Annotated in this window: 27 protein-coding genes; 12 read left to right on the plus strand and 15 right to left on the minus strand. The window is 57.3% G+C overall.

All coding sequences use genetic code 11. The features are described from left to right. Positions 1–37 precede the first annotated feature (37 nt). Complete coding sequence (locus tag ALB80_RS14270) at positions 38–556, minus strand: YHS domain-containing (seleno)protein (RefSeq protein ID WP_050604760.1); 519 nt, start codon at positions 554–556, stop codon at positions 38–40. 250 nt (positions 557–806) lie between these two features. On the opposite strand from ALB80_RS14270, the gene yghU reads away from it, so the two are divergent. Beyond that, positions 807–1685 (plus strand): glutathione-dependent disulfide-bond oxidoreductase, encoded by an 879-nt coding sequence (gene yghU, locus ALB80_RS14275; RefSeq protein WP_050604761.1) that lies wholly within the window; start codon positions 807–809, stop codon positions 1683–1685. Positions 1686–1745: 60 nt separating this feature from the next. Here yghU and ALB80_RS14280 read toward each other — a convergent pair whose 3' ends face one another. Together ALB80_RS14280 and ALB80_RS14285 are read right to left on the minus strand one after the other, a co-directional pair. Next, positions 1746–2534: an SseB family protein gene (locus ALB80_RS14280; RefSeq protein ID WP_050604762.1), complete on the minus strand. Its 789-nt coding sequence runs from the start codon at positions 2532–2534 to the stop codon at positions 1746–1748. Further along, the gene (locus ALB80_RS14285; RefSeq protein ID WP_050604763.1) at positions 2527–3114 is read right to left on the minus strand and encodes a uracil-DNA glycosylase family protein; all 588 of its coding nucleotides are present in this window, start codon (positions 3112–3114) and stop codon (positions 2527–2529) included. The genes ALB80_RS14280 and ALB80_RS14285 overlap by 8 nt, the downstream gene beginning before the upstream one ends. A 215-nt stretch (positions 3115–3329) precedes the next feature. Here ALB80_RS14285 and ALB80_RS14290 point away from each other — a divergent pair, with 215 nt between their 5' ends. The 4 genes from ALB80_RS14290 to ALB80_RS14305 are packed head-to-tail and all read left to right on the plus strand — an operon-like array spanning position 3330 to position 7900. After that, complete coding sequence (locus tag ALB80_RS14290) at positions 3330–3989, plus strand: ABC transporter ATP-binding protein (RefSeq protein WP_050604764.1); 660 nt, start codon at positions 3330–3332, stop codon at positions 3987–3989. Beyond that, entirely contained in the window at positions 3967–5550 is a 1584-nt protein-coding gene (locus tag ALB80_RS14295) for a capsule biosynthesis protein (protein ID WP_050604765.1), read from the plus strand. Before ALB80_RS14290 ends, ALB80_RS14295 begins: the two co-directional genes overlap by 23 nt. A gap of 4 nt (positions 5551–5554) precedes the next feature. After that, complete coding sequence (gene kdsA, locus ALB80_RS14300; RefSeq protein WP_050604766.1) at positions 5555–6388, plus strand: 3-deoxy-8-phosphooctulonate synthase; 834 nt, start codon at positions 5555–5557, stop codon at positions 6386–6388. Positions 6389–6403: 15 nt separating this feature from the next. Continuing rightward, positions 6404–7900, plus strand: a complete 1497-nt coding sequence (locus ALB80_RS14305) for a phosphomannomutase/phosphoglucomutase (RefSeq protein ID WP_050604767.1) — start codon at positions 6404–6406, stop codon at positions 7898–7900. Between the two features lie 45 nt (positions 7901–7945). Here the strand turns inward: ALB80_RS14305 and ALB80_RS14310 are convergent, their stop codons facing one another. Next, positions 7946–9901, minus strand: a complete 1956-nt coding sequence (locus tag ALB80_RS14310; protein ID WP_050604873.1) for an AsmA family protein — start codon at positions 9899–9901, stop codon at positions 7946–7948. Positions 9902–9995: 94 nt separating this feature from the next. On the opposite strand from ALB80_RS14310, the gene rimO reads away from it, so the two are divergent. After that, positions 9996–11384 (plus strand): 30S ribosomal protein S12 methylthiotransferase RimO, encoded by a 1389-nt coding sequence (rimO, locus tag ALB80_RS14315; RefSeq protein ID WP_050604874.1) that lies wholly within the window; start codon positions 9996–9998, stop codon positions 11382–11384. 112 nt (positions 11385–11496) lie between these two features. Further along, complete coding sequence (locus ALB80_RS14320; RefSeq protein ID WP_050604768.1) at positions 11497–11856, plus strand: hypothetical protein; 360 nt, start codon at positions 11497–11499, stop codon at positions 11854–11856. Between the two features lie 104 nt (positions 11857–11960). On the opposite strand, the gene ALB80_RS14325 is transcribed toward ALB80_RS14320, so the two are convergent. Further along, positions 11961–12149 carry a hypothetical protein gene (locus ALB80_RS14325; protein WP_050604769.1) on the minus strand — a complete coding sequence of 63 codons (189 nt, stop codon included), beginning with the start codon at positions 12147–12149 and terminating at the stop codon, positions 11961–11963. A 229-nt stretch (positions 12150–12378) separates the two neighbouring features. Here ALB80_RS14325 and ALB80_RS14330 point away from each other — a divergent pair, with 229 nt between their 5' ends. Further along, the gene (locus tag ALB80_RS14330) at positions 12379–12621 is read left to right on the plus strand and encodes a CDGSH iron-sulfur domain-containing protein (protein ID WP_050604770.1); all 243 of its coding nucleotides are present in this window, start codon (positions 12379–12381) and stop codon (positions 12619–12621) included. Here the strand turns inward: ALB80_RS14330 and ALB80_RS14335 are convergent, their stop codons facing one another. From ALB80_RS14335 to ALB80_RS14355, 5 genes are all read right to left on the minus strand, one after another. Next, entirely contained in the window at positions 12622–12882 is a 261-nt protein-coding gene (locus tag ALB80_RS14335) for a DUF6455 family protein (RefSeq protein ID WP_050604771.1), read from the minus strand. It abuts the gene before it with no gap. After that, positions 12882–13151: a DUF6455 family protein gene (locus ALB80_RS14340; RefSeq protein ID WP_050604772.1), complete on the minus strand. Its 270-nt coding sequence runs from the start codon at positions 13149–13151 to the stop codon at positions 12882–12884. Before ALB80_RS14340 ends, ALB80_RS14335 begins: the two co-directional genes overlap by 1 nt. Before the next feature lie 14 nt (positions 13152–13165). Further along, complete coding sequence (locus ALB80_RS14345) at positions 13166–13417, minus strand: DUF6455 family protein (protein WP_050604773.1); 252 nt, start codon at positions 13415–13417, stop codon at positions 13166–13168. A gap of 68 nt (positions 13418–13485) precedes the next feature. Continuing rightward, entirely contained in the window at positions 13486–13854 is a 369-nt protein-coding gene (locus ALB80_RS14350) for a YigZ family protein (protein WP_050604774.1), read from the minus strand. Then, a complete protein-coding gene (locus ALB80_RS14355) occupies positions 13851–14558 on the minus strand; it encodes a M48 family metallopeptidase (RefSeq protein ID WP_050604875.1) in 708 nt (235 codons plus the stop codon). Before ALB80_RS14355 ends, ALB80_RS14350 begins: the two co-directional genes overlap by 4 nt. 121 nt (positions 14559–14679) lie before the next feature. On the opposite strand from ALB80_RS14355, the gene ALB80_RS14360 reads away from it, so the two are divergent. Beyond that, a complete protein-coding gene (locus ALB80_RS14360; protein ID WP_050604775.1) occupies positions 14680–14928 on the plus strand; it encodes a hypothetical protein in 249 nt (82 codons plus the stop codon). Here ALB80_RS14360 and ALB80_RS14365 read toward each other — a convergent pair. Next, on the minus strand, positions 14916–15191 hold the full coding sequence (locus ALB80_RS14365; RefSeq protein WP_050604876.1) for a DUF167 domain-containing protein: 276 nt from the start codon (positions 15189–15191) through the stop codon (positions 14916–14918). The two genes, ALB80_RS14360 and ALB80_RS14365, sit on opposite strands and share 13 nt — an antisense overlap. 135 nt (positions 15192–15326) lie before the next feature. Between ALB80_RS14365 and ALB80_RS14370 the strand changes: the two genes are divergently transcribed. Continuing rightward, a complete protein-coding gene (locus ALB80_RS14370) occupies positions 15327–15905 on the plus strand; it encodes a nitroreductase family protein (protein ID WP_050604776.1) in 579 nt (192 codons plus the stop codon). Further along, positions 15902–16600, plus strand: a complete 699-nt coding sequence (locus tag ALB80_RS14375) for an EI24 domain-containing protein (protein ID WP_172677898.1) — start codon at positions 15902–15904, stop codon at positions 16598–16600. The genes ALB80_RS14370 and ALB80_RS14375 overlap by 4 nt, the downstream gene beginning before the upstream one ends. 6 nt (positions 16601–16606) lie before the next feature. Here the strand turns inward: ALB80_RS14375 and ALB80_RS14380 are convergent, their stop codons facing one another. Together ALB80_RS14380 and mce are read right to left on the minus strand one after the other, a co-directional pair. After that, positions 16607–16879 (minus strand): DUF1467 family protein, encoded by a 273-nt coding sequence (locus ALB80_RS14380; protein WP_050604777.1) that lies wholly within the window; start codon positions 16877–16879, stop codon positions 16607–16609. Positions 16880–16903: 24 nt separating this feature from the next. After that, a complete protein-coding gene (gene mce / locus ALB80_RS14385; protein ID WP_050604778.1) occupies positions 16904–17308 on the minus strand; it encodes a methylmalonyl-CoA epimerase in 405 nt (134 codons plus the stop codon). A gap of 136 nt (positions 17309–17444) precedes the next feature. Here mce and ALB80_RS14390 point away from each other — a divergent pair, with 136 nt between their 5' ends. Next, positions 17445–18164, plus strand: coding sequence for a response regulator (locus ALB80_RS14390; protein WP_050604779.1), 720 nt, complete (start codon positions 17445–17447; stop codon positions 18162–18164). Positions 18165–18345: 181 nt separating this feature from the next. Here the strand turns inward: ALB80_RS14390 and aspS are convergent, their stop codons facing one another. Together aspS and ALB80_RS14400 are read right to left on the minus strand one after the other, a co-directional pair. Further along, positions 18346–20361, minus strand: a complete 2016-nt coding sequence (aspS, locus tag ALB80_RS14395; RefSeq protein WP_050604780.1) for an aspartate--tRNA ligase — start codon at positions 20359–20361, stop codon at positions 18346–18348. 79 nt (positions 20362–20440) lie between these two features. Further along, complete coding sequence (locus ALB80_RS14400) at positions 20441–21094, minus strand: CPBP family intramembrane glutamic endopeptidase (protein ID WP_157054222.1); 654 nt, start codon at positions 21092–21094, stop codon at positions 20441–20443. Between the last annotated feature and the right edge of the window lie 12 nt (positions 21095–21106).

The raw sequence follows: 21106 nt of genomic DNA on the forward strand, positions 1-21106 counted from the left end.
GCTTAAACAAGCCGGGCTTTGATCTTTCAGTACCGGATCAATTGGAAACCGGACCTTCCGAAGTAAATTTCGGGATCACGCTGGTCGAGGCATCCGTGGGCTCGATACCCGGCCAGTTGCCTTCAGCGAGATTGATGTTGCCCGGGATGTCTTCTTCGAAGAACCCGACAACCACATCGGTGATGTTCAGGTACAGCTTGTCGTCCACAATCCGCCACAGGTTTGGGTTTGCCGGAACTTTACCACCGCGCGACACACCATAAGCGCAGTGCCCATCATATTGCGGTGCGTAATAGGCCGGGTTTTCCAGGAATTTGTCGCGGTTTTCCTCGGTCGCGAAAGCCCAGGTTGAACCGTTGTGTTCCGCGGTGATGTCGGCTTTGCCCCGCACGCCTTCCGGCTGCGACTGGCCAACAGGCACCTGTTCCAGATTGCGATAGGCGACAACGTCATAGCCCGAGACGGCAAAGCCAGTGCCGTCAACATATTGTGGGCCAGCAAAGGCCGGAATGGCCAAGAACAAGGCCCCGGCGAATGTCATTGCGAAGCGTTTCATGTGATCTATCCTTTTCGTGTCAACTGTCTCGGTGACGCCGTATTGGCTGGTCTGAGAAGACAATATGCGATTCCCGCCCAGTTCGTAGTCCACCTAACGGCGCTGTGACCCCGAACGAGAAAACGTGAGAGATTGCTCGTGGATTATTACAAAATTAGCCGGATAGACTGGGTTGGACTCTGCAGACTGCAACATTAGCTGTAAGGCAGCCGTGGGCACGGCCCCGCAAATTAGGGAAGAAAGGCAAGAGATGAGCGACCAATCCCCGTACACCCCTCCAACGGTCTGGACCTGGGACAGTGAAAGTGGCGGACAATTCGCCAACATCAATCGTCCAATTGCTGGGGCCACCCATGACAAGGACCTGCCAACCGGGCGTCATCCCTTTCAGCTGTATTCGTTGGCAACACCCAACGGTGTAAAAGTCACCGTGATGCTGGAAGAGCTGTTGGCGCTGGGCCATGAAGAAGCGGAATACAACGCCTGGCTGATCAACATCGGTGAGGGCGATCAGTTTGGCTCGGGCTTTGTTGGTGCCAACCCGAATTCAAAAATCCCCGCTCTTTTGGACCGGTCGGGCGAAGAACCAGTTCGTGTCTTTGAAAGCGCCTCGATCCTGTTCCATCTGGCCGAAAAGTTCGGCGCGTTCCTGCCCGAATCCGGTCCGGAGCGAACCGAAGTGATGAACTGGGTGTTCTGGCAGATGGGCAGCGCGCCCTACCTGGGTGGCGGGTTCGGCCATTTCTACGCCTATGCACCCGAGAAATGGGAATACCCGATCAACCGCTTCGCGATGGAGGCCAAGAGACAGCTGGACGTTCTGGATCAGGAATTGGCGGGTAAAACCTTCATCGCAGGCGACGAGTATACGATTGCCGACATGGCGATCTGGCCGTGGTATGGTCAGTTGGTTCTGGGTCGCCTCTACAGCGCTGCCGAGTTCCTGGACGTTGAATCGTACAAGAACGTCATGCGTTGGGCCAAGGAGATCGACGCGCGCCCAGCAGTTCAGCGTGGTCGTATGGTCAACCGCGCCTTTGGCGAGTCGCACACGCAGCTTCACGAGCGCCATGACGCCAGCGATTTCGAAACCCGCACGCAGGACAAATTGGAAGCGGCTGCAGAATAATCACAGCCCTCGTCGAATAACACGCGGTGCAGCTTGCGCCGCGTGTTTGCGTCTTGTCCGTTACTTCAGAATTGGCGGATTGTCCGGGTTGCTGCCGGGGACTTCCCGTACCGGCTCAGCCGCTTGCGACTTGGGCAGGTCAAACCGAAGACCCACCTTGGCCAGCAGCGCGGCGGCGGTCTCATTGGCGGTGAAGAAACCAACATCCATCGCGCCCGCCTCAATCCCGGAAAAGGTAAGCGCCTCGGACGCGGCCTTGGCCAGAGCGGTCTCGGCCCCGTCAACCACATCGACAAATCCCAACAAATGCCCCTGCGCGCCAGCCTCTGACTTGGTTGCAACCAAATAGGCCGCGCCGGCCAACCCGCCTGCGGTTGCCAGCTTGGCATCCAAAGCGGTCAGCAAGTTATCAGGCAAGTCGGAGGGTGGCATGAATTCAGCCAGCTTTTCCTCGACCTCTTGCGGACTGTGTTGCAGCGTTTCAGCCAACCAACCCAAAGCCTCTGCTGGCACCAGCATCGAAGATGGCGCCGTTTCCAGATTCAGGCCCAGCCCAATCCCCTGCCCAGCCAGCATCCCTGAAAGAACCCGCCCCGAAAGCGCGACGTAAGGCACGGGCCGTCCGGCAAACTGCGCCAGCCGCTCTTCTCGGTCGAAGACCAGCACAAAGCGCCCGTCGGCCACGTCGAACAGTTCGGGCGAGATATTCTCGCCCCGCGCTTCTTCGGTCAGCATCAGAAACAGTTCGCTGTCGGCAAGCCGTTCGAAGAAACGCAGCCGGGCAGCATCACTCTGCGAATCCGCCTGCATCGCGGCATGCGCTGTGTCCAACGCTGTGGTTTCAGTCATTCAGCACCTCTTGGACCCGCGCACGCAAAACCGGCAGCAGTTCAGCTTCGAACCACGGGTTTTTCTTCAACCATGCCGTATTGCGCCAGGACGGATGAGGCAAGGCAAAGACCCGCGGCGCATGGTCCTGCCAGCTTTGCACGGTGTTTGTTACAGAACCGCGCGCGCCAAGGTGGTATTTATGCGCGTGACCTCCGACCAGCACGGTCAGTGGCACCTGACCCAAATCCTGCATCACCCGATCATGCCAGGTCTTGCGGCACAAGGCGGGCGGCGGAAGGTCAGCGTTGCGGGCATCATATCCGGGAAAGCAGAACGCCATGGGTACAATTGACACACGGTCGCGATCATAGAAGATCGTGTCATCAATCCCCAACCAGTGCCGAAGCCTGTCGCCTGACGGGTCGGTAAAGGGCCGCCCAGACTCGTGCACCCGCGCGCCCGGAGCCTGCCCTGCGATCAAAATGGGCGTGCCAGCACGAAACCAGACGACCGGGCGTGGTTCATGCGCTGTTTCGGTTTGCGCGAACCTGTCAGCACAGAGGCGACAGGTGCGAATTTCGTCGGCAAGACTGTTCACCGGATTTCAAAACCTCTTATGGCCCAAGTGTCACAATCGGGAACATAAGGCCCAACGGTCACACCGCCAATCAGGTTGTCACAGGTTTTACCGCAACGCATTGATCATTTGTTTCATAATTCGACATAATGTAGCCAACATGGATCGGTAAAAATAACTCTTTCAGGCCGTCTGAAAGAACGGCAACACCACGGAACACGAGCAGCAGGCCCCGAATGTTAGAGTTCGACAATGTCAGCAAGTCCTTCTGGACCGGAACGCGCCGCAAGGTGATTCTGGATCAGGTCTCGTTCCGGGTCGAGCTGGGTACATCGCTGGGGGTTCTGGCCCCAAACGGCACCGGAAAAACTACACTTATCAACATGATGGCCGGCCTGGAAAAAGCCGACGAAGGCGTGATCCGCCGCGAGTGTCGTGTGTCTTTTCCGATGGGGTTCACCGGCGGCGTGTCGGGAAAACTGTCAGCGCTTGAGAACGCGCGCTACATAGCCAAGATCTACGGAATGGACCCGGATTATATCGAAGCCTATTGCAAATGGCTCTGCGGGTTGGGCGAGTATTTTGATCAGCCGCTTGCGACCTATTCCTCGGGGATGCGATCGCGGTTCACATTTTCTTTGATGCTGGCGCTGGATTTCGACATGTATCTGATCGACGAAGGGATGCCCGCGACAACGGATGTCGAGTTCAACGAAAAGGCCGGGTCCATCCTGAAAGAAAGATTACGGACCACAACGCTGGTCATCGTATCGCACAGCCCGACTGTGTTGGAGAAATTCGCTCAGCAAGCCGCCGTTTTGCTGGACGGGCAATTGTACATGTTTGACTCCTTGGAAGAGGCTAAGCAGCTATATGACTACGAAACCCAAGGTTAGAAAGTACAGCTGGCGCCGTAACAACCAGGCCGAAGGTTCGGCCGAGGCGCGGGCCGATGCAATCTCGCGCATTCGCAACGCAACGCAGGGACAAGCCCCCGTGGATGAGGCGCAGCCCGGCAAGCAGCTGGACGACATCAAACGCGAGGGCCTGACAGGACGGCAATTGCGCATCGCGCGACGGCTAGCGCAGAAACATGGGCTGGCTGCGACCTCGGATTATGATGCCGTACGGCTGCTGCGCAAGAAAGGCATCGACCCGTTCCAGCGCACAAATCTGCTGGACCTCGCTGCGGCCAAACCCTCGACTCAAAGCGACGACAAGGGCCCCAACGACAAGGTTAGCATAAAGCTGCCGCAGGCCGTGGGTGCTAAGAAAACCAATCTGCCGGGCCCCGAGCTCAGCCCGGCTGAACGGCGCAACCTAGAGATTGGGGAAATCCAGAAAGACATTGCGCGCAGACGCCAACGCAAACTGTTTGCCTTGTTTGCCCGTCTGGCCGTTTTTGTCTTTCTGCCGACCTTTGTCGTGGGGTTCTATTTCTACCGCATCGCCACCCCGATGTATGCCAGCGATTCTGAGTTTTTGATCCTGCAGGCAGATGGCGGGCCGGGCAGTGTCGGTGGCTTGCTGGCCGGGACGCAATTTGCGACCACTCAGGATTCCATTTCAGTTCAGTCTTTCCTGGAATCGAAAGAAGCGTTGTTGCTGCTGGACCGCGATGCCGGGTTTTCGGAGGTCTTCAAACAGGACTGGATCGATCCGATCCAGAGACTGGCACCTGATGCAACACTGGAAGACGCCTATAAGCTGTTCAAACGTATGATCACCATCGGCTATGATCCAACCGAAGGGGTCATCCGGATGGAGGTCGCCGCCCCAGATGCGCAAACCGCAACCGAGTTCTCGGAACGTTTGATCTCTTACTCCGAGAACCGGGTGAATGCCCTGTCCGGCAAGAAGCGCGAAGATCAGATGCGCGATGCATTGGAAAGTTTTGAGGCCGCGCAGGAAGCACGCAAAGAGGCGCAGGAAGAACTGATTGAGCTTCAGCTTCAGGGCGCGGTGCTGGACCCGGAAAACGTGATCGCCAGTTTGCGAAGCCGAATCAACGAGATCGAGGTGCTGGTTCAGGACAAGGAGCTTGAGCTTGCGGCCCTGCTGGACAATCTGCGTCCGAACAAAGCCAAAGTTGATGGTGTTCAGGCCGACATCGCCCGGCTGGAAAAAGTGCTGGAGGAGCTGAATGCCGAAATGCAGGATGCCTCAGACGGCGAAAACTCGCTGGCCCGCTTGAGCGTGCGAATACAGATTGCTCAGGCTGATCTGACGACGCGTGACATGATGCTGCAAACCGCAATGCAGCAAATGGAAGCCACCCGATCTGAAGCGAACCGGCAGGTGCGATATCTGACCGTCTCGGTGAACCCTATTCCCAGTCAGGAACCCAGCTATCCGCGCAAGTTCGAAAATACGATTTTGGCATTCCTGTTGTTTGCTGGTATCTACCTCATGATCTCGCTTACCGCGTCGGTCCTTCGTGAACAGGTATCCTCATAAGACCATGAAACATGTAAAAATCTCCGACCATACAGTCGGCAACGACCTTCCGCTGACCATCATTGCCGGCCCTTGTCAGCTGGAAACGGCAGACCATGCGCAAATGATTGCGGGAAAAATGAAAGAAGCCTGCGATGCGGCTGGTGCGCAGTATGTGTTCAAGGCGTCTTATGACAAGGCCAACCGGACCTCGCTGTCTGGCAAGCGCGGCATGGGAATCGACGCGGGGTTGCAGGTACTGGATGATATCCGCAAGACGATGGGCATCCCTGTTCTCACTGATGTTCACACCGAGGCACAATGCGCCATCGCGGCCGAGGCTGTGGATGTACTGCAGATCCCAGCGTTTCTGTGCCGTCAGACCGACATGTTGCTGGCTGCGGGGGAAAGCGGTAAGGCCGTTAACGTCAAGAAAGGCCAGTTTCTTGCTCCTTGGGAGATGACGAATATTGTCGACAAGGTCGAAAGCACCGGAAACCAGAACATCCTGCTGACCGAACGCGGCACCTCGTTTGGGTATAACACCTTGGTGGCTGACATGCGTGGCCTGCCCCAGATGGCAAAGACCGGCTATCCTGTGGTCATGGATGCAACACATTCGGTACAGCAACCCGGTGGCAAAGGTGGCTCGTCCGGTGGACAACGTGAGTTTGCGCCTGTTATGGCCCGAGCGGCCGTTTCGCTGGGTATTGGCGCTGTTTTCATTGAAACGCATCAGGACCCTGACACCGCGCCTTCGGACGGTCCCAACATGATCCCGTTGGACCAGATGCCCCAACTCGTTGACACACTGATGCGCTTTGATGCGCTGGCCAAAGCGAATCCTATTCAGATCTAAAGATTGAGACCCGTTATGACCAAACCCCTCCCCGAGGTGACCCCAAACACCTGGAGCTTTCTGCGCGACGCGATGATCAAACCCACCGGGTTTCGCGAATATGACGCTCGCTGGAAGTACCCTGAAGAGATCAACTTGCCCGGAATGACCGCACTGGGCCTGGGGCTGGGCACCCAGATGCGCAGGCGAGGGATCGAGCCCGTGATCGCCGTTGGCAATGACTATCGCGATTACTCGCTGGCAATCAAAAACGCGCTGATCCTTGGTCTGATGCAGGCCGGTATCCGCGTGAAAGATATTGGTCCCGCGCTGAGCCCTATGGCCTATTTCGCGCAGTTTCATCTGGACGTGCCCGCCGTGGCCATGGTCACTGCCAGCCACAACCCCAACGGCTGGACCGGTGTAAAAATGGGCTTTGACCGTCCTTTGACTCATGGCCCGGACGAAATGTCGGAACTGCGTGACATCGTTTTGAACGGCGAAGGGCAGCCCCATGAGGGCGGCTCGTATGAGTTCGTTGAAGGCGTAAAAGAAGCCTATATCGACGACCTGGTGGGCGACTTCAAAATGTCCCGCCCGCTGAAAGTGGTTTGTGCCACTGGCAATGGTACTGCCTCGGCCTTTGCGCCCGAGATTTTCGAGCGGATCGGGGTCGAAGTCGTGCCCAGCCACAATCGGCTGGACTATACCTTCCCCAATTACAACCCGAACCCCGAAGCGTTGGAGATGTTGCACGACATGGCCGCCACGGTGAAATCCAGCGGCGCCGATATGGCGCTGGGGTTTGACGGGGACGGCGACCGCTGCGGTGTTGTCGATGACGAAGGTGAAGAGATTTTCGCCGACAAGGTGGGCGTGATCATGGCCCGCGATCTGGCCAAGCTGTACCCCGGATCGACCTTTGTCGCGGATGTGAAATCCACCGGTTTGTTTGCCAGCGACCCAGAATTGCAGGCTTTGGGCGTCAAGGTGGATTACTGGAAAACTGGCCACAGCCACATGAAACGGCGGGTCAAGGAAATCGACGCGCTGGCCGGGTTCGAAAAGTCAGGCCACTATTTCTTGGCCGAGCCGGTCGGGCGCGGATATGACTGCGGTATGCGCGTGGCGGTCGAGATCTGCAAACTGATGGACCGCAACGCGGGTCAGAGCATGTCGGACCTGCGCAAGGCGCTGCCCAAGACCTGGTCGACCCCCACCATGTCACCCTATGCCGCGGATACCGAGAAATACGATATCCTCAAGCGTCTGGTCGACAAGCTGGTTGCCAAAGGTGAGGCGGGCGAGTCCCTCGCAGGCCGTTCGATCAAAGAGGTTGTCACCGTGAACGGCGCACGCGTCATTCTGGACAATGGCAGTTGGGGGCTGGTACGGGCCTCGTCCAACACCCCCAATCTGGTGGTTGTCTGTGAAAGCAGCGAAAGCGAGGCTGAGATGCGCGCGATCTTTGCCGATATCGACGCCGTCATCCGGACCGAGCCCGGCGTTGGCGACTACGACCAGACCATCTGAAGATAATGGCTTGGGGCATCTCCACGCCCCAAGCCCATCGGTTGCTCAATCGCCGCCAAACAGCTTGAGCAGACCTTTCTTTGCCTCTTCTTCAAGCTTGTTCTTCAGCGCATCTTCGATCTGATCGCTGTCGGTGATGGTCGTATCCAATTCATTCCCGACCTTCTCAAAGACCTTCTGCTTGGCGTCGTCTTCCAGCTCCTTGACCTTCACATCTGCCGCCGCCTCGATGACCTTGGTCAGGTCTGGCTTGATCGACGGGTTGCTCCACGGACCAACGATGCGTACCGGCACTGAAATTCCCTGTCCGGAATTGGCCCGAAGCGCCACGGGTGTGAAAATGTAGTCAATATCCCGTGCGCCCAGCCCAATCTTGCCCGCCCCATCAGCGCGGTAGTTCTTCAGCGACATGAGCAGATCGTTGTTTGTCAAGACACCCTGATCCATGGTGAAGCTTCCAGTCAGGCTGTTGAAAACGGTTGTTCCGCCCGATCCGGCCCCCTGCCCCATCAGGCGGTCCAGATCAAAACCGGATATTACACCTGTCCCGACATCCAGATTTCCCTTGCCGCTGAGGGAGCGCATGATCTGATCCTCAGACTGGCCAACGCCCAGAAACTCCAAACTTCCCGCAGCCGTGCCCGACAGACGTTCAACCCCGGCCAGTGTGGTCAGCGCCTGTTTCAGATCCATCCCATTAGCTTTGATGTTGCCGCCCACGGACAGACCGTTGCGATTGTTGGCAATCACCTGCCCGCTCAGCTGACCCGCAAACAACGTGGCCGGGTGCATTTCCAGCACCGCGCGTGATCGATCCAGCGACAGTGTCAGATCACTTTTGCCAAATGTCATGCCCGGAACGGCGATCGAGTTTGCCGTCAAACGGATTTTGCCGTTCGCCAGTGCCAAAGCGGATGCATCAATTGGTTCTTGCGACCACCCGTCCGCTGCCGGTGCACTTGGCGGCGACGCATCGCCCTGGGTAGGCTCTGTTTCAGAAATCCGCGAAAGATCCAGATCACCCGCATCCAGCCGCGCCACGATCTGTGGAGGATCCGAGATAGTGATATCCGCCTCTCCCACGAATCGGTTGTCATCCAGTTGCGCGGTCATATCCCGCAAGGAAATCCGGCCATCCTTGGTATAAGTCATATGCGCAGCGATATTTGCCTCAGTACCCAGCCCCAGCGGGATGTGCACACCGGTCTGACCAAGAGCGCCGAACATCTTCTCACTATTCCGCGCCACAACCTTGGTGGTTCCGTCCATTTCACCGGCCAGATTAACTCGACCGTCAAAACCAATCTCGCCCCCCGGCGCAGTCAAAGCCAGTTCCAAGGCGGTCACATCCCCATTGGAAAATGCGGGAAGGTCCGGAATTTTCAGATCCACTTCGACGGCCCCTCCGGGCACCGCCATTGTGGCCTGCATGATCATGGGGGCTGCGACCTGGGGCCAACTTGCAGACACTGTCACACCAGAGAAATCCATCTGTGTCACACCGTTCTCTACGTAAATCAGCCGCGCGTCGGTCAACTCCAGTTGGTCCAGGGTGACCTCACCTGCTGGCTCTGCAGGCGCAACGCCCCCAGCCGTGCCAGCAACCGGGGTAGTCGCCGGTGCGCCAAGTTCCCAATTAACGCGACCCTCTGATTGCTCTAACCGCAGGACAGGGTTGTCTGCAAATACGCGTTTGATCCTCAGATCGCCGTTCCACAACGCGGCGGCGTCTACGCCTACGGCAAGGCTGTCTGCGCTCAGCATCGGCTCGGGTCCAGCCCAGCTGGCGTTTCCGAACCGCACCGGACCAGTTTCCATACCCAGCACAGGCCAGAAGGACAGGCGCACGTCACCGCTCAACGTCAGATCCCGCCCGGTTTGCGCCTTTACTTGCTCTGCCAGGATCGCGCCCAGTTTGTCCCCGGGCATCAGCAGCAGCGCACCGATTACCAGCCCGACCACCGCCACAACAACAAACAGGATGCGCATCACCCACTTCATGATCTGCTCTCCGCCTTTTGGCTTATCTTTGCCATGATCATTCAAATCACACGTCACATTTGCAAGGGGAAGCGTTCCCCACTATATGCCGCGCATGACGACGAACCCGCCAAACCTCCGCCCCGACCTGGCGCCTGCCGCCCGGATCACCGAGACCCCCCATTCCAACCAGCCGACCATCGGCATGGTGTCGCTGGGTTGCCCAAAGGCGTTGGTTGACAGCGAACGCATCCTGACCCGACTTCGCGCCGAAGGATACGGCATTTCGCCCGATTACGCCGGGGCTGATGCCGTCATTGTGAACACCTGCGGGTTCCTCGACAGCGCCAAGGCGGAATCGCTGGACGCGATCGGAGAGGCGCTGGTTGAAAACGGCAAGGTCATCGTCACAGGATGCCTGGGAGCGGAACCGGATTACATTCGGGAACATCATCCCCGCATCATGGCCGTTACCGGACCGCATCAATACGAGCAAGTATTGGATGCGGTGCATGTCGCGGTTCCCCCCGCGCCCGATCCGTTTGTCGATCTGCTGCCAGCCAGCAGCGTGCAGTTGACCCCGCGCCACTATAGCTATCTGAAGATCTCGGAAGGCTGTAATCATAAATGTAAGTTCTGCATCATCCCCGATATGCGTGGTAAACTGGCCAGCCGCCCGGCCCACGCCGTTCTACGCGAGGCGGAAAAGCTGGTCGATAACGGCGTGCGTGAGCTGCTGGTGATCTCGCAGGACACCTCGGCCTATGGGCTGGACCGGAAATATGATGTGAACCCGTGGAAAGACCGCGACGTGCGGAGCCATATCACCGATCTGGCACGAGAACTGGGGCAGCTGGAGGCCTGGATACGCCTACACTACGTCTACCCCTACCCGCATGTGCGCGAGTTGATCCCGCTGATGGCCGATGCCGGGTGCAATGTGCTGCCTTACCTGGATATCCCCTTCCAACACGCCCACCCGGACGTTCTGAAACGTATGGCCCGCCCGGCTGCTGCGGCCAAAACGCTGGATGAAATCCAGGCCTGGCGCGACATCTGCCCGGACATCACCCTGCGATCGACCTTTATCGTCGGCTATCCCGGCGAGACCGAAGCCGAATTCCAGACCCTGCTGGACTGGATGGACGAAGCACGGCTCGATCGCGTCGGCTGCTTTCAGTACGAAAATGTGGACGGCGCGCGGTCGAACGACCTGCCCGATCACGTCCCGGCCGAGGTCAAGCAAGAGCGCTGGGAACGTTTCATGGAAAAGGCGCAGGCGATTTCCGAGGCCAAACTGGCGGCCAAGGTCGGCCAGACCCTGCAGGTGATCGTGGATGAGGTCGATGACGAGGCCGCCACCTGCCGCACCAAGGCAGACGCGCCCGAGATTGACGGCAACCTGTTCATTGATGAAGGTTTCGAAGCCCTTAATCCCGGAGATATCGTCACGGTTGAGGTGGACGAAGCCGGAGAATACGATCTTTGGGGCAAGCTCGCTTAAGGCTATTCCGCCCACCCGTTTCACCGCAGATGGGCAAAGCGTGAAGCAAGTTTATTGGTCGAACACACAAAAAGACCCGATCTTAGACTGAAAGCCACCTACGGAGGGTTTCATGTCTCGATACGTCAAACTTGTCCTGAACGGCGTGGTGTTCCTGATCGCCGCGTTATGTCTTGCAACGCCCTCTACCGCGCAAACTGCACCGGGCGGCCCCACCGGCTGGATCGCGGTCAGCGGCAAAAATTTCAGCCTTCAGAGTACCGGCCACCTCAAGATCAAGCGATATTATCTTGTGCCCAAATCCAAGGCACATGCCGAACACCCGCAGGTGCACCACAAAAAGCATCCCAAAACACATCGCTTTCACACACCGAAACGGCGCGTGATCGGACATGTGCCTTATAGGCAGATCAAACGGCACAAGTTCAAATCGTTCAGGTTCAAGCACAAATACGGCTTCAAAAAATACTGAACCGCCGAACGATGTGCGTTTGGTACAAACAGAAAGCCGCCTCAAAGGCGGCTGTCCATCGAACAATGTGCAGGCGGTCCGGTCATGGACCGCCTGCTAAAGGCTTATTGAGTAATCGGGTCACAGACCGTCTGGCCAGCCTCGGTTGTGGCAAGTTGATATCCGCCTGGGCAACTGGGTGTGCCGGCTTTGTCATAGCTGGGCTGTACATAAACAGGTGTCGGTTCTTCCTGCTGCGCGCAAGCAGTCAGGATCAGAGCAAATGCGCCAACGGCAGCGAGTTTCAGTTTCATGTCCGTCAATCCTCTATTACTTTTCTGATATTGCCCAGCTTTTCGGGGCCATAACCAGAATACGGGCTGAACTTCGATCTGGCAACTGAATCGATCACGTCTTTGTGACTCAGGGCGAAACCATGCCAGTTCAGGCAGGAAAGGCTGATCTCTGCAGCCTCAAAGCTACTCTTTTGGCGGCTTTGATCTAAACTGTTGTCTCGACATCAGCCAAAGACGGAGAAGCCATATGTCAGACGCGCCAAACATTGCCCAGAAATCACCGTTTCCGGTCGAGGTTATCGAAGGGAAAACCTATTTTTGGTGCTCATGTGGAAAATCTTCGCGGCAACCGTTTTGTGACGGGTCCCACAAAGGCAGCGGGTTTGAGCCGTTGAAATACACCGCTGACACCAGCAAAAAGGTCTTTTTTTGTGGATGCAAACACAGCGCCAAGCAGCCTTTATGCGACGGCAGTCACAACAAGCTGTGATCAGGTTCTCAACCCATTCAAGGTCTCGGCATTTGCGCAGAATTCCGGGGCTTTGTTGGCCAAAGTCTTCTGATCTGCCAGCCACAAGGCACACTGCCCTTCGCAGTTCGAGGCGCGACAACGCGTGACCAATTCGGCGTAACCTTCGGGTGACAGGCGGCCCTCTGCCATCGCCTCGGTCAGGGAAATACCCATGCAACGCGAGACAGAGCGTGTAAGCCAGAAATGCTGTTCAATCTCGCCCAATGTGATCTGCGCCATCACGCTTGCTCCAATTGTTGGGCCTTGAGAGCAGCGAATCGCTCTGTGTTCGGGCAGGTACTTGGTGCCTGTTCGATCTGATCACGCTGTTCCAGCCATTCCGGACAGTCATGGGCCCACGCACAACCGCGACATTGCTGCACGATCTCGGCCCATTCTTCGTGGTTCAGATGCCCCTTGCGATATGCCACCGCCAAATCGGTTCCGGTGGCCTGACCCATGCGCAGCACCAGACGCAGATGGGTCATGATATTGCCCAGTTGTGGCATGGCATACTTTCAATTCATGGCATAAGTTTATGGAGTAATTCCTGGTTCCGGCAATATTCCGGCGTCCCCTGTACGGCGGTTGCTTGACTCAGCAGAGCCTGACAATGCCCGGGGTTCGGACAATCCGTGCATCGCAATACCGCCTCGGATATCTGGTCCACGGAAACCGAGCCGCCAATGGCAGCTTCTTCAAGATCGATGTCCAGCTTTCTGGCCATGTCGTCCACCAAACCGGCGTGGAGCCGCAAGGTCTCTCGAGTGGGCATGTCGGTTCCTTTCCTTTCGCGCTTTGTCAAAAGGGTAGCGAATCTGCATCTTCAAACATTGACACAGGTCAAGATGCGACACCGATGTGATCTAGATAAGCGCGGGTGGCGTCCTGAACCCTGCGAAACCGGTCCCCACCCAGTTTTTTGCCGCCATACCAGCGGGTGACAATGATCACGTGGTTCTGCAACCCCGCCCTTTCGATCATGCGCAGGATCACCATGCCTGCCCCACTTTCCCCGTCATCGGCCTTCAACGCGCCGGTCGGCAAATTTGCGGCCCAGGTGTTGTGGGTCGCTTTGGCATAGCTTTTGTCCGATTTCAGGTCATCCAGCACGGCATCAATCTCGGTTCGTGACGCTACGGTGGCCCCGGACACCGCATATTTCGAGCCTCGATCCGTCAGGATCACCCCCAAACGCACAAGACCGGTCATTGTGTCAGGCCCAACTGTGCCGCCGTTTTGATCACAATCTGAACGCGCTGCGCATTTGGCGGGTGAGTTCCCAGAAACTTGTCGCCGGGGTCCGGAATCCGTTCAAAGAACTTCGCTCCAACCAGAGGATTGTATCCCGCATCGTATGTTATGATCGTTCCCAACTGGTCTGCCTCCAGCTCAAAATCCTTCAGATAAGCTTGAACACCAACCTTGGCCCCCAGCTTTTGCGCCTCTTCTATGGCGGCCGCATCACCGCCGCGCAACTGCTCTCGTCTACCAAACTCTGCTGCGCTGGCGCTGGCGTTCTCGCTTTGCCGGGCGATATGCCCCAAAACGTGATGCGCCGCTTCATGCCCCATGACAAAGGCAAGCTCATCGGCGTTCTGAGCAGATCGGATCATCGACCGCGTGAAAATGATCACTGGCTGCCCGTTCTCATCCAGTGTTTGAAACGCGTTGGCCTGGGCGCGCGGATTCAGATCGACAAGAACCCTGAACTCACAATTCTTGCGTCCAGGTTGTTTCAGACACTGCTTGCGTGCCTCGGCTCCGATGGCCTGACTAACCTGCTGAAAGGTCTGAATCTCAGGACCAGAACCTGGCTCATCCCTAACCCAATCTTCGGATGTTTGCACCCGCAGCGTATCCTGCGCACAGGCCGCCAGCAGCAGGGACAACAGTAAAATAAAGCATCTGCGCATGTCGCATCCTTTGGGCCAATCGGTCCGCCATTTCAACATAGTACGCCCCATCCGGAGAGACCACATCACACCTGGCAAGGAACGGCTTGCATTGCGTCACCGTGGCTTGCACTGTGGCCCTATGTTTTCGATTGAGCATGAATTCGACTCGACGGTCATTACACTTGTGGACGAAGGCGAAAAGCCTTTGCAGGAAGACGTTGTGATCAACAATTTCGCTGAATGCGTTACCCTTGAGCAATTGGACCCGCGCACTGAACAGGTTCAGAAGATCACCCTGTCACCGGAACAGGTGCGCGATCTGGCCGCCGCGCTGGATCTGCCCGAGGGCGTTTATCAGATACGCGAAACCGGGCCTCAGGGGTCATAGACAAAGACCTTGTTCCGCGCGGTCTGCCCCTGTTTCAGAGTAAGCGTCGAGGGGGCAATACCAAGGCACTTGGCAAGCAATACCAGAACCGCCTGATTGGCTTTGCCGTTCTCGGGCGGGGCGGTCACGAACACCCTGATCTGATCTTCTTCACAGATCACCCGATCCCGTGCCGCCTTGGGCGTCACCTTTACGTTCAGTGTAGCCCCGACCTGTGTCAGCGCGCTGAGGTCGGGCAAGTCGCGCAGTTTGGGTTTTACCATAGCCACCCCTTTTTCTTCAAAGTCTTGCATGACAGGCGTCGGAATGAAAATGATCCACGCAATGCATCGGCACACCCTTGAAACGGGCAAGTTGCCGACCAAGATACAGAGTCGTGATGTAAAGGAAGTTAACATATGTCCCTGAAAAGCCCCGCCGCTCTGGAGTTTTTGCAGTCGCGCCGGTCCCGGCCCGCCAAGACACTGATCGCACCGGCCCCGACACGGGACGAATTGCTGCCCTTGCTCACCGCTGCCGCGCGCAGCCCCGATCACGGTAAACTTGAGCCTTGGCGCTTTATCGTTCTGGAAAAAGGTTCCATGCCACGTTTGGCGACTTTGACCGAAGCATGTGGTCACAAGCTGGGAAAAAGCCCGGAAGACATCGCCAAAGCGCGAAGCCAGTTCGATTTGGGGCATCTGGCGGTTGCAGTCATCGAAGTGCAAAAACCGTCCGAAAAAATTCCTGCCATTGAACAAACCTATTCCGCAGGCGCGGTCTGCCTGGCCCTCCTGAACGCAGCGCTGGCAACGGGTTGGGGCGCGAATTGGCTGTCAGGCTGGCAAACACATGATCGCGACTTCTGCGTCGACGCATTTGGACTTGCAGAAAACGAACGTGTGGCTGGGTTGATTCACATCGCAACCGAAGGAACAGCCCCGCCGGAACGCCCGCGACCCGACGTGGCGGCCTTGACGGAATGGGTCACGGAATGATCATCCTGAACGCCTTTTTCAGCGCACTTGGCCAGACCGGAGACCCTAAGTTTCGCGCCGTTTTGCTGCGCGGTGTGGGATTGACGATCCTACTTTTGATTGTTGCCTGTGCGGGGGCGATCTGGCTGATCAACTGGTTGTCGGGCAGTGAGATATCCCTGCCCTTCATCGGTGCCGTACCCTGGCTGAACGACGTTCTGAACTATTCCGGGATCGTACTGGTCCTGATCCTGCCCGTTTTTCTGATGGTGCCGGTCGCATCGGCCATCACCTCGATCTTTCTGGACGAGGTTGCACAGGCGGTTGAGGACAAGCATTTTTCAGCTTTGCCGCCCGCACGGCGTATCCCGGTCTCAGAGGCGCTAATGGACGGCCTCAGTTTTCTTGGCGTTCTGATTGTCGCAAACCTGCTGGCGCTGATCCTCTATGCGATTTTCACCCCGCTTGCGCCTTTCATCTTCTGGGCGATGAACGGATTCTTGCTGGGGCGGGAATACTTCACCCTTGCAGCGATGCGTAGGATCGGGCGCGAAGGGGCTCGTAAACTACGCTCCAAACATTCGACAACGATCTGGGTGGCGGGCACATTGATGGCCATTCCACTTTCAGTGCCGCTGGTGAACCTGGTGATCCCGATCATCGGGGCCGCCACGTTCACCCATATCTATCACGCCCTGTCAGACCAAAACGCCTGAAAAGGTTTACCTTTGCTCCAACTGGTTCAGCCAGTCGAAATCCCGCACCGAGATCACGCCCGAAAGAATGATCCCGGCAATAATCGCCCACAGAACCACGGAAATGCCGGTGGTGATCCACATCTTTTTTTTCATGTGATGCACTTCCGGCGCGCCCGCATGCGTGCCCGGAACGATCTCACCCAGATCACCCTGGGTCTTGATGCGGATGGGCAGCACCACAAGCAGCGTCATAAACCAGATGACGGCAAACAATACCAGTGCGGCAGTAATGGTCATTTCAGCCCCTCCGGGGTTGGGAAATTACACCTGCTCCAGCTCGACCAGGCAGCCGTTGAAGTCTTTGGGATGCAGGAACAAAACCGGCTTTCCATGCGCCCCGATCTTGGGCTCGCCCGAGCCCAGAACGCGGGCACCAGTTGCTTTCAGATGATCACGGGCGGTTATGATGTCTTCGACTTCGTAACACAAATGGTGGATACCGCCCGAGGGGTTCTTTTCCAGGAATCCGTTGATCGGGCTGTCATCACCCAGCGGATATAGAAGCTCGATCTTGGTATTGGGCAATTCGATGAACACAACTGTGACGCCGTGATCCGGCTCATCCTGCGGTGCGCCGACATTGGCGCCCAGCGCATTGCGATATTGCGCTGAGGCGGCTTCAAGATCCGGCACGGCAATGGCGACGTGGTTCAGACGTCCAATCATGTCTCTCTCCTGCTGTCCTGCGTTGCAGGGGTTATGGGGGCTGATCCGTCAAAGGACAAGTGCGCCAAATCGCGCGTTAACGTCGTGTTAGCCAGAAGTTCCTAGCGTGAGGCATCTGCTGGATAGGAGAGCTGCCATGGACGATTCGGGTCTACTTGCCACCACCACCGTCACGCCCACCGCGACGCGGCCCTTGTTGGGTCAGACCATTCTGGTTGTCGAAGACAGCCGTTACGCTTGCGACGCGATCCGCCTGATGTGCCTGCACAGCGGCGCACGTGTTCGCCGCGCGGATTGTCTTAAATCGGCCCGACGGCACCTGCAGATCTATCGCCCCTCTGTCATACTGATCGATATGGGCCTGCCAGATGGGTCCGGGGCCGACCTGATCGCCGAACTGGCCGAGACAACGCCCCGTGTCAGCGTCATCATGGGCCTGTCAGGCGATGATGCCAACGAAAGTCAGGCACTGGCTGCCGGAGCGGATGGATTTTTGGCCAAACCGCTAAAATCAATGTCCTATTTTCAGAAATCCATTCTGGAACGTCTGCCCGAAGATCGCCGACCAAGCGGGCGATATGCGATCCGGGATGAGGTCATCGAGCCTGATCCGATGGCCTATCAGGACGACATGGCCCATATAGCCGACGTTCTGACCGGACCCAACGATAATCGCACACTGGATTATGCCGCCCAGTTCCTGCAGGGCGTTGCACGCGAGGCAGGAGACAACTCCCTTGCGGAAGCTGCGCGGAAGCTCGCTTGGTCCCGCGCAAACGGTGCGCCCTTTACGATGCAGGCGGCGCAAGTCGCCGGGATGGTTCAGACTCGTCTGGAACAGCGGGAGGCTATCTGACAATGGTCACGGCCTATTTCATTACCGCAACGCTTCTGTGCCTTTGGGCTTATCGCCAGACGCGACAAACAGCGCGCAGCATTCGGGTCAATCGAGATCAACTGGAAAACCCACTGGACTGATACGCGGAACGTTTCCTATCGCCATATGAAAACCGCCCGCATTTACGGGCGGTTTTACATTAGTCCTGAGGAATGATCCGCAGACCAAGCTCCATCAACTGATCCGAGGTCGGATCAGAGGGTGCATCCATCATCAGATCTTCGGCGCGCTGGTTCATCGGGAACATCATCACTTCGCGAATATTGGCCTCATCCGCCAGCAACATCACGATCCGGTCAATGCCCGCCGCACACCCACCGTGCGGGGGAGCGCCATAGTGGAAGGCGTTGAACAGAGCGCCAAAGCGGGATTTGACTTCATCCTCGCCATAGCCTGCCAGTTCAAAGGCTTTCAGCATGATTTCCGGCTTGTGGTTCCGGATCGCGCCCGAAACCAACTCGTACCCGTTACAGGCCAAATCGTACTGGTATCCGCGCACGTCCAGCGGGTTACCTTGCAGCGCTTCCATACCGCCCTGCGGCATCGAGAACGGGTTGTGCTCAAAATCGATCGCGCCGGTTTCTTCGTCCTGCTCATAGATCGGGAAGTCCACGATCCAGGCAAAGGCAAAGCGGTCTTTCTCGGTCAGGTTCAGTTCTTCACCGATCACGTCGCGCGCTTTACCTGCAACCTTTTCAAAGGCTTTCGGCTTACCACCCAGGAAGAACGCCGCATCGCCGACACCCAGACCCAGTTGCTGACGGATCGCTTCGGTGCGCTCGGGGCCGATGTTCTTGGCCAGCGGGCCAGCGGCTTCGAACTCACCAAAGTATGCATTCGCTAGAAGTTGGGCCCTACGCCAATTTCCTGCATCCAGCGCTCGCGTAATTTTATCCTTAACCTCGTCTTCGATTTGGAAAGTGGCATCAATTTCAGCCAAAATTGAGCGACCTATGTCCAAGATTGGACCGACTGCTTCACGAGCCTCTCCGCCAACTTTCATCAGAAGCTCGGCGGCATCGTTCAGTTTCTCAACTTTGTCGAGCAAAACATCAGTTGGCTTCTCCGAACGAAGACGCCAGAAGATGTAACCCATTCCAGGCAGTCCTTCTTTCTGGGCAAAGGCGTTCATGCGGTCACAGAACTTGCGGCTGCCGCCAGTCGGCGCAGGGATAGCGCGGATTTCGGTGCCTTCCTGCTCCAGCAGCTTTGCGAAAATCGCAAAGCCAGATCCGCGGAAGTGGTCAGAGACCACTTGCATTTTGATAGGGTTACGCAGGTCGGGCTTGTCGCTGCCATACCACAGGGCCGCGTCCTTGTAGGAAATTTGCGGCCAGTCCTGATCGACCTTGCGGCCTCCACCGAACTCTTCAAACACGCCGGTCAGAACAGGCTGGATCGTGTCGAACACGTCCTGCTGCTCGACAAACGACATCTCGAGATCAAGCTGGTAGAAATCGGTGGGCGAACGGTCGGCACGCGGGTCTTCGTCACGAAAGCATGGCGCAATCTGGAAATACTTGTCGAAGCCCGACACCATGATCAGCTGTTTGAACTGCTGAGGGGCCTGAGGCAGCGCGTAGAACTTGCCCGGATGCAGGCGCGAGGGCACCAGGAAATCGCGTGCACCTTCGGGCGAGGACGCAGTGATGATCGGCGTTTGATATTCGCGGAAGCCCTGATCCCACATACGTTTGCGCATCGAGGACACGACGTCCGAGCGCAGGGTCATGTTCTGCTGCATCGCTTCGCGGCGCAGGTCCAGATAGCGATAGCGCAGGCGGGTTTCTTCAGGGTATTCCTGATCGCCGAACACCATCAGCGGCAGTTCGTCGGCAGCACCCAGCACTTCCAGTTCACGCACGTAAACTTCGATCTCGCCGGTGGGCAGCTTTGCGTTCACCAGTTCCGGGTCACGCGCTTTGACGGTGCCGTCGATGCGAATGCACCATTCGGACCGGACTTTTTCCAACTCGGCAAAAGCCGCGCTGTCGCCGTCGCATAGAACCTGCGTCACACCAAAATGGTCGCGCAGGTCGATGAACAGCACGCCACCGTGATCGCGAACCCGATGCACCCAACCGGACAGGCGGACGGTTTCACCAACATTGGCGGCGGTCAGAGCGGCGCAGGTGTGGCTGCGGTAGGCGTGCATGGATCATATCCCTTCGGGCGCAGAATTCGTCGCGCCGATACACCCCGTCAGGCCCGGAAAGTCAAGGCAGGTCGCGCCGTCAAAACGGCCTTTGCACATTGCCTGAGTAGAAATAGACACCCAGCCCCACCGCAAAGATGATATTGCCCGCAATTGCGTGCAACAGCACCGCATAGAAGAACGAGCCGCGCTGTCGATACGCCCACGTGAACAATAGCCCGCCCGCGAAGGTCATCAGGGCGACGATCCAGCTCCAGTACATCAGGTGGGCGAACGAAAATACTGCGGCATTTAACAGATAGGCCGCGCGTCTGTTAGGCAGGATCGCGTGATAGCGGCGGAAGAACAGAGGGCGGAACAGCAGTTCTTGCGGCAGGGCAGACAGCAATGGATAGCCGGCCCAGATGAACGCCAGCATCTCGGGGCGGTGTATTACCAAGAAAAACGCGGCATCCGGGCGCGTGACGTGTATCAACCCCACGCAGAAGACGGTCATGATGGCGGCAAAAAGTGCCACCTCACGCAGCGACCAGTTGGCCCAGTCATAACGCAATTCAGCCCACTGAAAGCCTGGTGTCCGGTGCAACAACACTATACCCAACCCAGTCAGGGCAAACAGCGCCGGGAACATCCAGTTGGGTGGGAAAAGAACGGCGATCAGCAAAGGCAGGCCAACATAGAAAAGGCCAAATTCCAGCCTCAGCCGTGGCAGTGCAACCAGCGGTCCGATCATCGTGCTGTCTTT

Origin of the sequence: Ruegeria sp. 6PALISEP08, from assembly GCF_001238295.1 — a bacterium.
GTDB lineage: Bacteria > Pseudomonadota > Alphaproteobacteria > Rhodobacterales > Rhodobacteraceae > Ruegeria.

Coding starts and splice junctions, on each gene's coding strand:
- ALB80_RS14320 (WP_050604768.1), top strand. CDS start 11,497: ATGTCTCGATACGTCAAACTTGTCCTGAACGGCGTGGTGTTCCTGATC.
- ALB80_RS14290 (WP_050604764.1), top strand. CDS start 3,330: ATGTTAGAGTTCGACAATGTCAGCAAGTCCTTCTGGACCGGAACGCGC.
- ALB80_RS14270 (WP_050604760.1), bottom strand. CDS start 556: ATGAAACGCTTCGCAATGACATTCGCCGGGGCCTTGTTCTTGGCCATT.
- ALB80_RS14330 (WP_050604770.1), top strand. CDS start 12,379: ATGTCAGACGCGCCAAACATTGCCCAGAAATCACCGTTTCCGGTCGAG.
- ALB80_RS14350 (WP_050604774.1), bottom strand. CDS start 13,854: ATGACCGGTCTTGTGCGTTTGGGGGTGATCCTGACGGATCGAGGCTCG.
- ALB80_RS14280 (WP_050604762.1), bottom strand. CDS start 2,534: ATGACTGAAACCACAGCGTTGGACACAGCGCATGCCGCGATGCAGGCG.
- yghU (WP_050604761.1), top strand. CDS start 807: ATGAGCGACCAATCCCCGTACACCCCTCCAACGGTCTGGACCTGGGAC.
- ALB80_RS14375 (WP_172677898.1), top strand. CDS start 15,902: ATGATCATCCTGAACGCCTTTTTCAGCGCACTTGGCCAGACCGGAGAC.
- rimO (WP_050604874.1), top strand. CDS start 9,996: ATGACGACGAACCCGCCAAACCTCCGCCCCGACCTGGCGCCTGCCGCC.
- ALB80_RS14310 (WP_050604873.1), bottom strand. CDS start 9,901: ATGAAGTGGGTGATGCGCATCCTGTTTGTTGTTGTGGCGGTGGTCGGG.
- ALB80_RS14360 (WP_050604775.1), top strand. CDS start 14,680: ATGTTTTCGATTGAGCATGAATTCGACTCGACGGTCATTACACTTGTG.
- ALB80_RS14370 (WP_050604776.1), top strand. CDS start 15,327: ATGTCCCTGAAAAGCCCCGCCGCTCTGGAGTTTTTGCAGTCGCGCCGG.
- ALB80_RS14355 (WP_050604875.1), bottom strand. CDS start 14,558: ATGCGCAGATGCTTTATTTTACTGTTGTCCCTGCTGCTGGCGGCCTGT.
- ALB80_RS14365 (WP_050604876.1), bottom strand. CDS start 15,191: ATGGTAAAACCCAAACTGCGCGACTTGCCCGACCTCAGCGCGCTGACA.
- ALB80_RS14305 (WP_050604767.1), top strand. CDS start 6,404: ATGACCAAACCCCTCCCCGAGGTGACCCCAAACACCTGGAGCTTTCTG.
- kdsA (WP_050604766.1), top strand. CDS start 5,555: ATGAAACATGTAAAAATCTCCGACCATACAGTCGGCAACGACCTTCCG.
- ALB80_RS14325 (WP_050604769.1), bottom strand. CDS start 12,149: ATGAAACTGAAACTCGCTGCCGTTGGCGCATTTGCTCTGATCCTGACT.
- mce (WP_050604778.1), bottom strand. CDS start 17,308: ATGATTGGACGTCTGAACCACGTCGCCATTGCCGTGCCGGATCTTGAA.
- ALB80_RS14335 (WP_050604771.1), bottom strand. CDS start 12,882: ATGGCGCAGATCACATTGGGCGAGATTGAACAGCATTTCTGGCTTACA.
- ALB80_RS14295 (WP_050604765.1), top strand. CDS start 3,967: ATGACTACGAAACCCAAGGTTAGAAAGTACAGCTGGCGCCGTAACAAC.
- ALB80_RS14340 (WP_050604772.1), bottom strand. CDS start 13,151: ATGCCACAACTGGGCAATATCATGACCCATCTGCGTCTGGTGCTGCGC.
- ALB80_RS14380 (WP_050604777.1), bottom strand. CDS start 16,879: ATGACCATTACTGCCGCACTGGTATTGTTTGCCGTCATCTGGTTTATG.
- aspS (WP_050604780.1), bottom strand. CDS start 20,361: ATGCACGCCTACCGCAGCCACACCTGCGCCGCTCTGACCGCCGCCAAT.
- ALB80_RS14390 (WP_050604779.1), top strand. CDS start 17,445: ATGGACGATTCGGGTCTACTTGCCACCACCACCGTCACGCCCACCGCG.
- ALB80_RS14400 (WP_157054222.1), bottom strand. CDS start 21,094: ATGATCGGACCGCTGGTTGCACTGCCACGGCTGAGGCTGGAATTTGGC.
- ALB80_RS14345 (WP_050604773.1), bottom strand. CDS start 13,417: ATGCCCACTCGAGAGACCTTGCGGCTCCACGCCGGTTTGGTGGACGAC.